Below are 13,267 nucleotides of genomic sequence, written 5' to 3' on the forward strand. Positions count from 1 at the left end.
ACGGTCTGCTCAGATTTTGGGCGTTACCAAATGCTTCGTGCCACTCACCGGGGCATTCTATTCGACGCTGTCGGCCGGGCTTGCCGGGCTGCTCGTGTCGCTTGTGGGGTGCAGTCGCCTTGGATTCTTCTGCTTGATCCAAATCAAAGACACCTCTTAGACTATCCTTAACGTGGACGTGACTGCGTCCTCGCCCCCGAAAAGGATCTTAGGTCCATGCGCCTTACGACCCGAACCAACCTCGCCATGCGGACGCTCATGTATTGTGCGGTGCATACCGGGCGGAACATCCGGACTTCGGAGGTCGCAAAGGCGACCAACGCGTCGGAAAACCATCTCGGACAAGTCATCAACATGCTGGGCCAGACCGGTTTCATCGAAACCGTACGTGGACGCGGGGGCGGCATTCGACTGGCCCGCAACGCGCAGGACATCACCGTGGGCGGTGTTTTCCGGGTGTTCGAAGCCGGAACGCCCTTTGCCGAGTGTTTCGACGCCAAGGAGTGCACTTGTCCGCTGATTTCGGTTTGTCGGCTGAAAGGGGCCCTTGGCGAAGCCTTGATGGCCTTTTATCGCTCTCTCGACGCAATCACGCTCGAAAGTCTTGTCAAGGATAACACCGGGCTCAAGGACCTTCTGGGTGTGGAGCCGGTCACAGCGCCAGCCTGACGATTTGCTATGAAGTGACTGGGGCGCACGCCTTGCGTGGGCCCTTTGTACACGCATGTCCTTTACTTTCTTGCAAATCATTCTCATATTCATTCCAGCCCCGCAAACCCCATCGACGGAGAAACATTGATGCGTTTGCTATCTGGAGTGACCCTTGCCGCCGCTCTTGCCCTGCCTGCCCTTGCGGATGCGGAGAAGTTGAAGGCCGTGACCACCTTCACAGTGATCGCCGACATGGCACAAAACGTGGCCGGCGACGCGGCAGAGGTCGTGTCCATCACCAAGCCGGGGGCGGAGATCCACGGCTACCAGCCGACGCCGCGGGACCTTCTGAAGGCTCAGGACGCGGACCTGATCCTGTGGAACGGGCTGAACCTGGAGCTTTGGTTCGAGCAGTTCTTGTCGAACCTGCGCGACGTGCCTGCCGTGACGCTGACCGACGGGATCGATCCGGTCTCCATCGGGTCGGGCAGTTACGAGGGCAAGCCGAACCCGCATGCGTGGATGTCGCTCGATAATGCGCTTGTCTATGTCGACAATATCGCAGCGGCCTTCGTCGAGCACGATCCGGACAACGCCGAGACCTATCTTGCGAATGCCGAGGCCTACAAGGCCGAGATCACCGCGACCATCGCCCCGCTGCGTGAGATGGTGCAGGCGGTGCCCGCCAGCCAGCGCTGGTTGGTCTCGTGCGAAGGGGCGTTCAGCTATCTCGCCCGTGATTTCGGGATGCAGGAGCTCTATCTCTGGCCCATGAACGCGGATCAGACAGGCACCCCCCAGCAAGTTCGCAAGGTCATCGACGGCGTGCGCGCCAACGAGATCCCGGTGGTTTTCTGTGAGAGCACCGTGAACAACGACCCGGCCGAGCAGGTTGCCCGCGAAACCGGGGCGCGGTTTGGCGGTGTGCTCTACGTGGATAGCCTGACGGGGCCCGATGGTCCGGTGCCCACATATCTCGATCTGCTGCGAGTCACCTCCGAGACCGTTGCCGAAGGTCTCACAACCCCTCTCAACTGAGCCTGTAAAGGAGCCCGCCCCGATGCCCGAAGCCGCTGCCATTGAGACCCCAGTCCCGATCGGGCTGCGCGCGCGTGGGGTCACAGTGACTTATCGCAACGGGCTGACCGCGCTCAACGATGCGAGTTTCGAAATTCCGCAAGGCTCTATCACCGCACTGGTGGGGGTGAATGGGGCGGGCAAATCTACCTTGTTCAAGGCGATCATGGGGTTCGTTCCGGTCGCCAAGGGCGAGATCGAAGTGATGGGCGGCACGGTCGCGGCTGCCCTGAAGGCCAACAAGATCGCCTATGTTCCGCAAAACGAAGAGGTCGACTGGTCCTTCCCTGTGTTGGTGGAGGACGTGGTGATGATGGGCCGTTACGGCCATATGGGACTGTTGCGCATTCCTTCCGCCAAGGACCGGCAGGCGGTGCAGGAGGCGTTGGCGCGCGTCGGCATGGCAGAGTTTCGGACGCGCCAGATCGGCGAGTTGTCGGGCGGCCAGCGCAAGCGGGTGTTTCTGGCGCGTGCACTGGCACAGAACGGGCAGGTGATCCTGCTCGACGAGCCATTCACGGGGGTGGATGTGCAGACCGAGGAGGCCATCATCGCCCTGCTGCGCGATCTGCGGGATGAGGGCCGCGTGATGCTGGTCTCGACCCACAACCTCGGCTCGGTGCCGGAGTTCTGCGATCGGACGATCCTGATGAAGGGCACGGTTCTCGGCTACGGTCCGACGGAGACGACCTTCACCCAAGCGAACCTGGAGCGAGCCTTCGGCGGAGTGCTGCGTCACTTCGTTCTTGAGGGCGCGGACCTGCATGACGATGACGACGCGCGCAAGGTGATGATCTTTACCGACGACGAACGCCCGCTCGTTACCTATGACGAGAAGACCCGTACGCTGACCTCGCCCGATGAGGGGGACACGCGGTGATCGGGACGCTTCTGGAGCCGTTCAGTTACGGCTACATGACAAATGCGATCTGGGTCAGCGCGCTGGTTGGTGCGGTCTGTGCCTTCCTGTCGTGTTACCTGATGCTCAAGGGCTGGTCGTTGATCGGCGACGCGCTGAGCCATGCGATCGTGCCGGGTGTGGCGGGCGCATACATGCTGGGGCTGCCGTTCGCACTCGGGGCGTTCCTGTCCGGGGGCTTGGCGGCAGGTACAATGCTGTTTCTGAACCAGCGCTCCGGGCTGAAGGAGGACGCGATCATCGGTCTGATCTTCACCTCTTTCTTCGGGCTGGGCCTGTTCATGATGTCGATCTCGCCGACATCCGTGGATATCCAGACCATCATGCTGGGCAATATCCTGGCGATCACGCCGACTGATACAGTGCAGCTGGTTTTAATCGGAGGCGTGTCGCTCGCGGTGCTTCTGGTGAAGTGGAAGGACCTGATGGTCACATTCTTCGACGAGAACCACGCGCGGTCCATCGGGCTGAACCCGGTCCGATTGAAGTTCCTGTTCTTCGTGCTTCTTTCGGCCTGTACGGTCGCAGCGTTGCAAACGGTTGGCGCTTTTCTCGTGATCGCCATGGTGGTGACACCGGGCGCGACCGCCTACCTTTTGACCGACCGGTTCCAACGGCTGTTGATCATCGCGGTCTGCATCGGAGCGGGGAGTGCGGCTGTTGGGGCCTATTTTAGCTACTATCTCGACGGGGCGACGGGCGGGATCATCATTTGCTTGCAGACGCTCCTGTTTCTGCTGGCGTTCTTCTTTGCGCCCAAGCACGGGCGTCTGGCCGCGCGGCGGCGGGCCGCGCGTGGCATGGTCATGGCACAGCCGTCGGAGGGTGCGACGCGCCCCCTGGAGGCGGCAGAATGATCGATACTCTCTTTGCGCCGTTCCAGTTTCCGTTCATGCAGAACGCATTCCTGATCGCGGTGCTCATTTCGGTGCCCACGGCGATCCTGTCGTGCTTCGTGGTGCTGAAGGGCTGGAGCCTTATGGGCGACGCGATCAGCCATGCGGTGCTGCCCGGGATCGTACTGGCCTATGTGCTGGGCATCCCGCTGATCTTCGGGGCTTTCGCGGCGGGAATGACCTGCGCGTTGGCGACGGGATATCTGCAGGCCCACAGCCGGGTGAAGCAGGACACGGTGATGGGGGTGGTGTTCTCGGGGATGTTTGGGCTCGGGTTGGTGATCTACACCAAGATCGAGACCAACATGCACCTTGACCACATCCTTTTCGGCAACATGTTGGGGATCGGGTCCGGGGATCTGGCGACCGCGGGCATCATTGCTGTGGTGGTTGCGGGCATCTTGTTGGTGAAATGGCGGGATTTCCTGCTTCATGCTTTCGATCCGGCGCAGGCGCGGGCGGTGGGGCTACGGGTAGCCTGGCTTCATTACGGGCTTCTGGCGTTGATTTCGCTGACCATCGTTGCGGTGCTCAAGGCGGTCGGGATCATCCTTGCCATCGGCTTGCTGATCGCGCCCGGGGCGATTGCGTTTCTTGTGACCAAGCGGTTCGTGCATATGCTGTGGATTGCGGTGGCGGTGACGTGCCTCGCGTCAATCTCCGGTGTCTATGCCAGTTTCTGGCTCGACAGTGCGCCTGCACCGACAATCATTCTGATCCTGTCGGCGGTCTTCGTGGCAGCCTTCGTGCATAAGCTCTGGCGCGCGGGCCGGACAGAACAGCGGACCGAGCCTTTGCCGGCCCCTTAGTTGCGGCAGCGCTCATCCAGAAAGCTGGCGCAGCCGGTCAGGGCGGCGAAATCGTCCTCGACCAGCCACACCGGAAAATCGCGCATGAAATCGGCAAAGCGGCCCTTGTTGGCAAAGGCCTCGGCAAAGCCCATGGAGCCGAGATAGGGGCCGATATGCCGGGCGACTCCGCCGCAAAGATACACGCCCCCGAATGGCAGGTGGATCAGGCTGAGATTGCCCGCAACCGTCCCGAGCAGACCGATGAACAGTTCCAGCGCATCCAGTGCTTGCCGCTCCTCGCGGGCGGCGGCGGCCATGACCTCGGCGGCGGACAGGCGCTGCGGCTGATCGGGTGTCGGGCTGAGGAAGTTATAAACCCGCTCCAGTCCGCGCCCCGAGAGCACGTCCTCGACTGCGGGGAAGCCGTGGGCGGTCTCTACGAAGCGACATAGGCGCAACTCCTGTTCGGTGCGTACGGGAAGGTTTGCATGCCCGGCCTCCGACGGGGTCACGATGCGGCCCGCGGGAGTGTAGAGAACACTCGCGGCGTTGAACCCGGTACCGAGGCCGATCATCAGGCGGGTTTCTTGCGCGGCGGGGGGAGGGCGCGAGATCACCGGGCGCAGGCAAGCAGCTTCCAGATGACCCAAGGCGAACCCTTGCGCTTGCAAGTCGTTCAGCAGGGCCACCACCGGTGCCCCGGTGGCCTCCGACAGCAGGTCCTCGTCCATGCGCCAGTCGAGATTGGTCAGGTGGCCGATCCCATTGCGCACTGGTCCGGCAAGCGCCACGCAGGCGCCGCTGCAACCGGCGACTTCCATCTTCTCCAGATAGCTCCGCAGAACGCTGTCGAGAGACGAGTAGTCCGCGTTGCGGTACTTCTCGACGCTGCCTGCGCGCAGGACCGGGCCGTCGGCCAGCGCCACGCGGGTGTTCGTGCCACCGATATCGGCCACAAGGGCAGGGGCGTCTCGCAAGGAAGTCATCGCAGGGCTCCGCGGAATCACTGATCGTTTTTGGTAGCGCTAACGATTTAACGCAGATGCCAGCGCCCGGTAAGAGGCTTTCGGCGTGCGCACCAGCGTGTCGAAATCAACATGCACGAGACCAAAGCGTTTCTCGTAGCCGAAGGACCACTCGTAATTGTCCATCAGCGACCAGATGAAATAGCCGTCCACCGGAACGCCGTCCGCAATAGCGCGTCGGACCTGCGCCAGATGCGCATCGAGATAGGCAAGGCGGTCCGCGTCGTTGACCGGGAGGGCCGAGGCCATGCCGTTCTCGGTGATGTAGATCGGCAAGTCGCCCGTAAAGCGCGCCTGCATCATGGTGAGCAGCGCATGCAGCCCTTCTGGAAACACCTCCCATCCCATCTGGGTCTTGGGAAGGGGCCCGTCGATCTCGCGATAAGCGGGCCAGGGGCTGTCACCGGGGCCGATGATCTTGCGCGTGTAATAGTTCAGCCCGACCCAGTCGAGCGGCGTGGCAATCGTGTCGAAATCATCCTGCCATCTGTCGGGCAGATGCGGGGCAAGTCCTGCGAGCACAGGCTCCGGGTAGGTGTTGTGGAACATACCTGACAGGAAGAACTGGTTGTAGATGGCGTCGTAAAGCTCGGCAGCGGCCATCGCGGTCGGGCTGTCGTCCAAAGGTTGCGCGTACTCCATGTTCACCACGGCCCCGAGGTTGCGCATCCCCATGTCGCGCATCCGAGCAATGGCGGTGCCATGGGCGAGCAGGATGTGATGCATGGCGCGGGCAGTGGCACGGATATCGCGCAGGCCGGGAGCGTGGTGACCCTGGAAATGGCTGAGCCAGCCGACGCACCAAGGCTCGTTGATCGGGGCGGCGGACCAGACCCGGTCGCCGATGCGATCCATGATCGTGTCGGTAAAATCGCCGAACCAGGACGCGATATCCCGGTTGCGCCAACCGCCGAGATCGGCGAGCGCCGAGGGAAGTTCCCAGTGATAGAGCGTGGCGGCCGGTTTGATACCCCGCGCGAGCAACCCGTCGACCAGCCGGTCGTAGAAATCGAGCCCCTCCATGTTCGGCGCGCCGCGCCCCTCGGGCAGAACCCGTGCCCAACTGGTCGAGAAGCGGTAGGCATCGACGCCGAGCCCTGCAATCAGGTCGAGATCTTCTTCCAGCCGGTCCAGATGTCCGCAGGCGCGTGCGCCGTGCTCGGCGCGCGCCACGTTGCCAGGTGTGGCGGAGAAATCGTCCCAATGGGTGCGCCCGGCACCACCTTGCCCGTGACCTTCGATCTGGTAGGCCGAGGTGGCGACCCCGAAGAGAAAACCGTCGGGATAGGTGTTGCGATCGAAACTCATGGCGGCATCCTAGCTGTGGCGGACGGGTCCGGTGGATTGGCCGAGGGACAGCTCCACTTCCCAGAGTTCTTGCACGGGGGCGGCTTCGGGCTGTGCGATCTGCTGCAGCAGGATTTCCGCCGCGCGCCGTCCCGCCGCGCGCACCGAAGAGCGGGTCGCAGTGAACAACGGTTCCGTATCGCCGTTGCGCAGATAGCTGATCTCGTCGTCATGGATGACCACCGAGATGTCCTGTCCCAACCGCAGGCCGAGATCGCTGACAGCGCGGCGGACCCCTATGGCGGTGATGATGGAGGAGACGAGAAACGCCGTGGGTGGCTTTTTCAGCGACAGCATCCGTTTGGCCGCAGCATATCCAACGCCTTCGGTCATCTCCTCCGATACCATCAATTCAGGGCGCAGGGTGAGCTCGGCAGAGTGCATCGCGGCGCTATAGCCGGCACGCCGACGTTGTGCAAAATCCATCTGCTCCTGGCCGTTGATCAGGGCGATTTCCCGATGGCCGAGGTCGATCAGCAGCTTCGTGGCACGATAAAAGGCGCGCCGATTGTTGATGTCGAGCCAAGCATAACTGTCATCGGCGATGGGCGCGCGTCCGTGGACGACGAAGGGCAACCCCAACTCTTTCAGCAGCGCAATGCGGGGATCATCGGTGCGCGGTGCATGGACGATCACCCCGTCGACGATGCGTTTGGCCGCGAAATCGCGGTAGCATTTCAACTCATCCTCAGCGCGCACGCTCGACAGGGTAATGTCATACCCGGACTTGGAGTAGGTCTCGGCGGCCCCGGCGAGAAAATCGCCGAAAACAGGGTTCACCATCTCCGAGGATATGGTCATCGGCAGCACGTGTCCAATGGCCATGGCGCGCCCTGTGGCCAGCGACCGGGCTCGTGCGCTCGGGAAATAGTTGTACTGTTCCGCAGCCTCCTGGATGCGGCGGCGGGTGTTTTCGGACACTTCCGGGTAGCCGTTCAGCGCCCGGCTCACCGTGGTCGGAGACAGGCCCAGTTTTTCCGAAAGCTGCTTGAGGTTCATGTGTCCGTTGTCGCGCGGGGTCAGCTTGATCCTCACCCTAAGCGGGAAAAGCGATCTGCGTCAAAAGCTTAATTTTCGATCTTGATTTTGATTTCCCGGTGAGGCCACGATGAAAATATTCGCATGTTGCGAATTTCTGAGATTGACAGGTTTGCGCTAACGGACGAAGGCTTGCGCATTCAAAGCGCTTTGAGCGTGAGTCGGGCGCGCATCGAACACACGAGCGACCACGGATGTCGCCGGTCTGGGAGGACTGACATGAGACACACACTTCACGCGAGTGCGGCTGCGCTCGCCCTGTCTGCTGGCATGGCCGGAGCCGGAGGCCATCTTGCGTTCACGCCGGGAGAGGGTGAGTTCAACTGGGACAGCTATCAAGCGTTCGCCGAGGCCACCGACCTGTCCGGGCAGGACCTGTCGATCTTCGGGCCCTGGCTCGCCGGGGAGGCCGATGCATTCTCAAACCTTGTGGCCTTCTTCAACGAAGCGACCGGGGCAAATGCGACCTATGTGGGCTCCGACAGTCTCGAGCAGCAGATCGTGATTGACGCCGAGGCGGGTTCCGCCCCGGACCTGACCGTGTTTCCACAGCCGGGTCTGGCGACCACCATGGCAGCGCGCGGCTTCCTGACCCCGCTTCCCGATGGCACCGACGACTGGCTGCGTGAGAATTATGCCGCCGGGCAGTCCTGGATCGATCTTGGCACCTATGCGGACGGGTCGGGCAACGACCAGCTCTACGGCTTTTTCTTCAATGTAAACGTGAAGTCGCTGGTCTGGTACATCCCCGAGAACTTCGAGGATTTCGATTACGAAGTTCCCGAAACCATGGAAGAGTTCAAAGCGTTGATGGACCAGATGGTCGAGGACGGTCAGACGCCGCTTTGCGTCGGACTGGGCTCTGGGGGGGCTACGGGCTGGCCGGCGACCGATTGGGTTGAGGATCTGATGCTGCGCACCCAGCCGCCCGAGGTCTATGATGCTTGGGTGTCCAACGAGATGCCCTTCGACGACCCGCGCGTGGTTGCGGCGATCGAGGAGTACGGCAGCTTCACCCGCAATGACGATTACGTGGTGGGCAATGCCAACGACACCGCGTCTGTCGATTTCCGCGAAAGCCCGCTGGGCCTGTTTGCTTCGCCCCCCGCCTGCATGATGCACCGCCAGGCGAGCTTCATTCCCGCCTATTTCCCCGAGGGCACCGAGCTGGGCGAGGATGCGGATTTCTTCTACTTCCCGGCCTTTGAGGAAAAGGACTTGGGGCGTCCGGTTCTGGGTGCCGGTACGCTGTTCGCGATCACCAACGAGAACCCGGCTGCAAGCGCCTTCATCGAGTTTCTCAAGACGCCCTTCGCCCATGAGATCATGATGGCGCAGGATGGGTTCTTGACCCCGTTCAAGGGCGCGAACCCCGCGGCTTATGCCAGCGATACGCTGCGCGGGCAGGGCGAGATCCTGACCAATGCGACCACCTTCCGCTTCGACGGCTCGGACCTGATGCCTGGCGGCGTCGGGGCAGGGACCTTCTGGACTGGTATGGTCGATTACTCCTCCGGTGCGAAATCCGCCGCCGACGTGGCGAGCGAGATCCAGGCCTCCTGGGAATCTCTCAAGTAAACGCGCAAACGGCAGGCGGCCTGATCGGGCCGCCCGCAACCCCACGCGGCATTTTTAAGAGGGGGAGTGGTCATGCATCCGGCATTTCAGGGATTGATCACCATCATCATCGGCGTCGGCGGCTGTGTCGGCTATTTCTACTTTGCCAATCAGTTTCTCGATAAGGTGCTCTACCCGGCCAAGGGTCCGAAGGCGGGGCGCAACATAAACCGCGCCAACCAGATCCGGCCATGGATCTTCCTGTTTCCGGCGCTGTTCGTTCTCCTGCTCTATCTCGGTTACCCGGTGGTTGAAACGCTGCGCCTGTCGCTGCTCGAACGGGTGCCCGGCGGCGGGTATCAGTGGGTCGGGCTCGGCAACTACGCCCAGATGGCCTCGGAGCCGAAATTCTGGGAAGCCATGCGCAACAACATGTTCTGGCTCATTGTGGTGCCTGCGCTCTCGACCGCCTTCGGTTTGCTGGCGGCCCAACTGACCGACCGGATCAAATGGGGCAACGTCGCCAAGTCGATCATCTTCATGCCCATGGCGATCAGCTTCGTGGGGGCTTCGGTGATCTGGAAGCTGGTCTATGACGGCCGCCCCATCGAGCAGGAGCAGATCGGTATCCTGAACGCGATCATCGTTGGACTGGGCGGTGATCCCGTGACGTTCCTGACGATCCCGTTCTGGAACAACTTTTTCCTGATGATCGTGCTGGTCTGGGTGCAGACCGGGTTTGCCATGGTGATCCTGTCGGCCGCCTTGCGGGGCATTCCCGAAGAGACCATCGAGGCCGCGATCATCGACGGGGCCTCGCCATTGCAAATCTTCTTCAAGATCAAGGTACCGCAGATCATGCCCACGGTGGTGGTGGTCTGGACCACGATCACACTCGTGGTGCTCAAGGTGTTCGACATCGTCTTCGCCATGACCAACGGGCAATGGGAGACGCAAGTGCTGGCGAACTACATGTTCGACAAGCTCTTCCGCGCCAATGACTGGGGCGTGGGGTCGGCCAGTGCCATGGTGATCATGCTTCTGGTGACACCGATCCTTATCTGGAACATCCACAGCGCGCGCAAGGAAATGCGCTGAGGCGCGGGGAGGGACCGATGGACAATATCGCTGGAAGCAAATCTTCGCTGACCTGGGCTGTGCAACTCTCCGTGGTGGGGCTGGTGGTCTTGTGGCTGCTGCCGACGTTCGGGCTGTTCGTGTCGTCCTTCCGGACGGTGGAGCAGATCTCGTCGAGCGGCTGGTGGAAGGCGATGTTCCCGTCGGAACAGAACCTCACCTTGCGCGCGGCGGACCCGGATGATTTCCGGATGCCACAGGGCGACCTGTTCGTAGTCAAGGGCAATCTCTTCGAGGACGAGGGCATTTCGGAGGCGGAAATCAGCGTATGGGGCACGTCCAGCCGCGATGTGGCCGCCTATACCGCGGGCGAGACGGCCGACCTGGGAGACGGTGAAACCATTACCGTGCAGAGTGATGGCGCCTATGTCTGGTCGGGCACTGACGATCAGATCAGTGGGCGCGGCCAAAGGGTCTTTGTGACCGCCACCACACCGCCGGAGTTCACCTTCGCGAACTATGAAAACATGCTCCTCGATCCGAACAATTCGGAAGGAATGGCGCGGGCGTTCTTCAACACGCTGACCGTGACGATCCCGGCGACGATCATCCCGATCCTTGTGGCGGCCTTCGCGGCCTATGCGCTGGCCTGGATGGAATTCCCGGGTCGTGCGCTGCTGATTGCGCTTATTGTGGGCTTGCTGGTCGTGCCCTTGCAACTGGCACTCATCCCGCTTCTGACCCTGCACAATGCGATCGGGATCGGGAAGGGGTATCTTGGCACCTGGTTGGCCCATACGGGGTTTGGCATGCCGCTGGCGATCTATCTGTTACGCAACTACATGGTCGGTTTGCCACGGGACATCATCGAAAATGCCAAGGTCGATGGGGCAACGGATTTCCAGATCTTCACCAAGATCGTGTTACCGCTATCCTTCCCGGCGCTGGCCTCCTTCGCGATCTTCCAGTTCCTGTGGACCTGGAACGACCTGCTGGTGGCCAAGGTCTTCCTGATCGATGCCACGGGCCAGACGACGGTCATGACCAACCAGATCGTCGAGCTTCTGGGCACCCGCGGCGGCAACTGGGAGATCCTCGCCACGGCGGCCTTTGTATCCATCGCGGTGCCGCTCCTGGTGTTTTTCTCCATGCAACGTTTTCTCGTGCGCGGCCTCTTGGCCGGCTCGGTCAAGTAAGGAACCCCTGCCGATGAACGCAGAGGCGCAAATGCGCGAGGTCAAGAGCCTCGCTGCCGATCCGGATTGGTGGCGTGGGGCGGTGATCTATCAGATCTACCCCCGTAGCTTCCAGGACAGCAATGGCGACGGGATCGGCGATCTTCTGGGAATTGTGGAGCGGATGCCCTATATCGCCTCGCTCGGAGTGGATGCGATCTGGATCAGCCCGTTCTTCACGTCGCCGATGAAGGATTTCGGCTACGACATCAGCGATTATTTCGACGTTGATCCTATGTTTGGCAGCTTGGCGGATTTCGATGCCCTGATCGAGACCGCGCATATGTATGGGCTGCGGGTGATGATCGACCTTGTTCTCAGCCATACTAGTGACCAGCACCCCTGGTTCGAGGAAAGTCGATCCAGTCGCGACAACCCCAAGGCTGACTGGTATGTCTGGGCCGATGCCAAGCCAGACGGTACGCCGCCGAACAACTGGTTGTCGATCTTTGGCGGCTCAGGCTGGCATTGGGACGCGCGGCGTTGCCAGTACTACCTGCACAACTTCCTGACTTCGCAGCCGGATCTGAACTTTCACTGCGCCGACGTTCAGGATGCGCTGCTAGGTGTGGGGCGGTTCTGGCTGGACCGGGGCGTGGATGGCTTCCGGCTCGATACCATCAACTTCTATGTCCAAGACGCAGAGTTGCGCGACAATCCTCCGTTGCCGCCGGAAGAACGCAACTCCAACATCGCGCCAGAAGTGAACCCCTATAATCACCAGCGGCATCTTTACTCCAAGAACCAGCCGGAGAACCTGGAATTCTTGGCAAAATTCCGCGCGATGATGGAGGAATACCCAGCCATCGCGGCTGTGGGCGAGGTCGGTGACGCGCAGTACGGGTTGGAGATCCTCGGCCAGTACACCCGGGGAGAGGCCGGGGTGCATATGTGCTACGCCTTCGAGTTTCTTGCGCAGGAGAAGCTGACCGCCAAGCGGGTGGCGGAGGTTCTCAACAAGGTCGACGAGGTTGCGTCCGACGGTTGGGCGTGCTGGGCGTTTTCCAACCATGACGTTATGCGCCATGTCTCCCGCTGGGACCTGACCCCGGGCGCACAAAGGGGAATGCTGACCCTCCTGATGTGTCTGCGCGGGTCCGTATGCCTGTATCAGGGCGAAGAGTTGGGCCTGCCGGAGGCGGAAGTGGCCTTCGACGACCTGCAGGACCCCTACGGCATCGAGTTCTGGCCGGAATACAAGGGGCGGGACGGCTGCCGGACGCCGATGGTCTGGCAATCGGACAACATGTCGGGCGGCTTCTCTATTCACCGGCCCTGGTTGCCGGTCTCGACCGAGCATCTCGGCCTAGCGGTCGCGGTCCAGGAAGAAGCCCCGGACGCGCTGTTGCACCATTACCGCCGGGCGCTGGCCTTCCGCCGCGCCCATCCGGCATTGGTGAAAGGCGATATTTCGGATGTGACCGTTGTCGGCGACGTCATTAGCTTTCTGCGCAAGGACCCCGAAGAGACGGTATTCGTCGCCATCAACATGAGCGATGCGCCCGGTGCGGTCGATCTGCCTCCGGGCAACTGGATGCAGATCGGGGCGGAATTGAATTCAGGCGGGACAAGCCCGGACGGGCGCGTGCATCTCGGGCCTTGGCAGCCCTGCATTGCGCTGAAGGCACCGTGACGCGGTCGCGGTGTTGAATAT

Annotated in this window: 12 protein-coding genes; 9 read left to right on the forward strand and 3 right to left on the reverse strand. The window is 61.7% G+C overall.

Annotated elements, in window-relative coordinates; genetic code table 11:
* Positions 1-216 precede the first annotated feature (216 nt).
* The 5 genes from PVW48_RS02005 to PVW48_RS02025 all read left to right on the forward strand — a co-directional run bounded on the left by PVW48_RS02005 (position 217) and on the right by PVW48_RS02025 (position 4,352).
* The gene (locus PVW48_RS02005) at positions 217-669 is read left to right on the forward strand and encodes an Rrf2 family transcriptional regulator (RefSeq protein ID WP_012178332.1); all 453 of its coding nucleotides are present in this window, start codon (positions 217-219) and stop codon (positions 667-669) included.
* A 129-nt stretch (positions 670-798) separates the two neighbouring features.
* Positions 799-1,689, forward strand: a complete 891-nt coding sequence (locus PVW48_RS02010; protein ID WP_274580057.1) for a metal ABC transporter substrate-binding protein — start codon at positions 799-801, stop codon at positions 1,687-1,689.
* 22 nt (positions 1,690-1,711) lie between these two features.
* Positions 1,712-2,608 (forward strand): manganese/iron ABC transporter ATP-binding protein, encoded by an 897-nt coding sequence (locus PVW48_RS02015; RefSeq protein ID WP_012178330.1) that lies wholly within the window; start codon positions 1,712-1,714, stop codon positions 2,606-2,608.
* Entirely contained in the window at positions 2,605-3,504 is a 900-nt protein-coding gene (locus PVW48_RS02020; RefSeq protein ID WP_012178329.1) for a metal ABC transporter permease, read from the forward strand. The genes PVW48_RS02015 and PVW48_RS02020 overlap by 4 nt, the downstream gene beginning before the upstream one ends.
* Entirely contained in the window at positions 3,501-4,352 is an 852-nt protein-coding gene (locus tag PVW48_RS02025) for a metal ABC transporter permease (protein ID WP_012178328.1), read from the forward strand. Before PVW48_RS02020 ends, PVW48_RS02025 begins: the two co-directional genes overlap by 4 nt.
* On the opposite strand, the gene PVW48_RS02030 is transcribed toward PVW48_RS02025, so the two are convergent.
* Genes PVW48_RS02030 through PVW48_RS02040 form a run of 3 tightly spaced genes read right to left on the reverse strand, consistent with a single transcriptional unit; the run spans position 4,349 to position 7,705 of the window.
* Positions 4,349-5,320, reverse strand: coding sequence for a glucokinase (locus PVW48_RS02030; RefSeq protein WP_012178327.1), 972 nt, complete (start codon positions 5,318-5,320; stop codon positions 4,349-4,351). The genes PVW48_RS02025 and PVW48_RS02030 overlap by 4 nt on opposite strands.
* Positions 5,321-5,359: 39 nt before the next feature.
* A complete protein-coding gene (locus PVW48_RS02035; protein WP_012178326.1) occupies positions 5,360-6,667 on the reverse strand; it encodes a GH1 family beta-glucosidase in 1,308 nt (435 codons plus the stop codon).
* Positions 6,668-6,676: 9 nt separating this feature from the next.
* Positions 6,677-7,705: a LacI family DNA-binding transcriptional regulator gene (locus PVW48_RS02040; protein ID WP_044027697.1), complete on the reverse strand. Its 1,029-nt coding sequence runs from the start codon at positions 7,703-7,705 to the stop codon at positions 6,677-6,679.
* Positions 7,706-7,963: 258 nt separating this feature from the next.
* On the opposite strand from PVW48_RS02040, the gene PVW48_RS02045 reads away from it, so the two are divergent.
* The 4 genes from PVW48_RS02045 (at position 7,964) to PVW48_RS02060 (ending at position 13,246) form a co-directional block, all read left to right on the forward strand.
* A complete protein-coding gene (locus tag PVW48_RS02045) occupies positions 7,964-9,322 on the forward strand; it encodes an ABC transporter substrate-binding protein (protein ID WP_012178324.1) in 1,359 nt (452 codons plus the stop codon).
* 72 nt (positions 9,323-9,394) lie between these two features.
* Complete coding sequence (locus tag PVW48_RS02050; protein WP_274580062.1) at positions 9,395-10,399, forward strand: carbohydrate ABC transporter permease; 1,005 nt, start codon at positions 9,395-9,397, stop codon at positions 10,397-10,399.
* A 17-nt stretch (positions 10,400-10,416) separates the two neighbouring features.
* Entirely contained in the window at positions 10,417-11,574 is a 1,158-nt protein-coding gene (locus PVW48_RS02055; protein WP_274580064.1) for a carbohydrate ABC transporter permease, read from the forward strand.
* Positions 11,575-11,587: 13 nt separating this feature from the next.
* On the forward strand, positions 11,588-13,246 hold the full coding sequence (locus tag PVW48_RS02060) for an alpha-amylase family glycosyl hydrolase (protein ID WP_274580066.1): 1,659 nt from the start codon (positions 11,588-11,590) through the stop codon (positions 13,244-13,246).
* Positions 13,247-13,267: the final 21 nt, after the last annotated feature.

The sequence above is a fragment of the Dinoroseobacter sp. PD6 genome, from assembly GCF_028807315.1.
GTDB lineage: Bacteria > Pseudomonadota > Alphaproteobacteria > Rhodobacterales > Rhodobacteraceae > Dinoroseobacter > Dinoroseobacter shibae.

Coding starts and splice junctions, on each gene's coding strand:
- PVW48_RS02045 (WP_012178324.1), top strand. CDS start 7,964: ATGAGACACACACTTCACGCGAGTGCGGCTGCGCTCGCCCTGTCTGCT.
- PVW48_RS02055 (WP_274580064.1), top strand. CDS start 10,417: ATGGACAATATCGCTGGAAGCAAATCTTCGCTGACCTGGGCTGTGCAA.
- PVW48_RS02015 (WP_012178330.1), top strand. CDS start 1,712: ATGCCCGAAGCCGCTGCCATTGAGACCCCAGTCCCGATCGGGCTGCGC.
- PVW48_RS02060 (WP_274580066.1), top strand. CDS start 11,588: ATGAACGCAGAGGCGCAAATGCGCGAGGTCAAGAGCCTCGCTGCCGAT.
- PVW48_RS02050 (WP_274580062.1), top strand. CDS start 9,395: ATGCATCCGGCATTTCAGGGATTGATCACCATCATCATCGGCGTCGGC.
- PVW48_RS02010 (WP_274580057.1), top strand. CDS start 799: ATGCGTTTGCTATCTGGAGTGACCCTTGCCGCCGCTCTTGCCCTGCCT.
- PVW48_RS02035 (WP_012178326.1), bottom strand. CDS start 6,667: ATGAGTTTCGATCGCAACACCTATCCCGACGGTTTTCTCTTCGGGGTC.
- PVW48_RS02030 (WP_012178327.1), bottom strand. CDS start 5,320: ATGACTTCCTTGCGAGACGCCCCTGCCCTTGTGGCCGATATCGGTGGC.
- PVW48_RS02025 (WP_012178328.1), top strand. CDS start 3,501: ATGATCGATACTCTCTTTGCGCCGTTCCAGTTTCCGTTCATGCAGAAC.
- PVW48_RS02040 (WP_044027697.1), bottom strand. CDS start 7,705: ATGAACCTCAAGCAGCTTTCGGAAAAACTGGGCCTGTCTCCGACCACG.
- PVW48_RS02005 (WP_012178332.1), top strand. CDS start 217: ATGCGCCTTACGACCCGAACCAACCTCGCCATGCGGACGCTCATGTAT.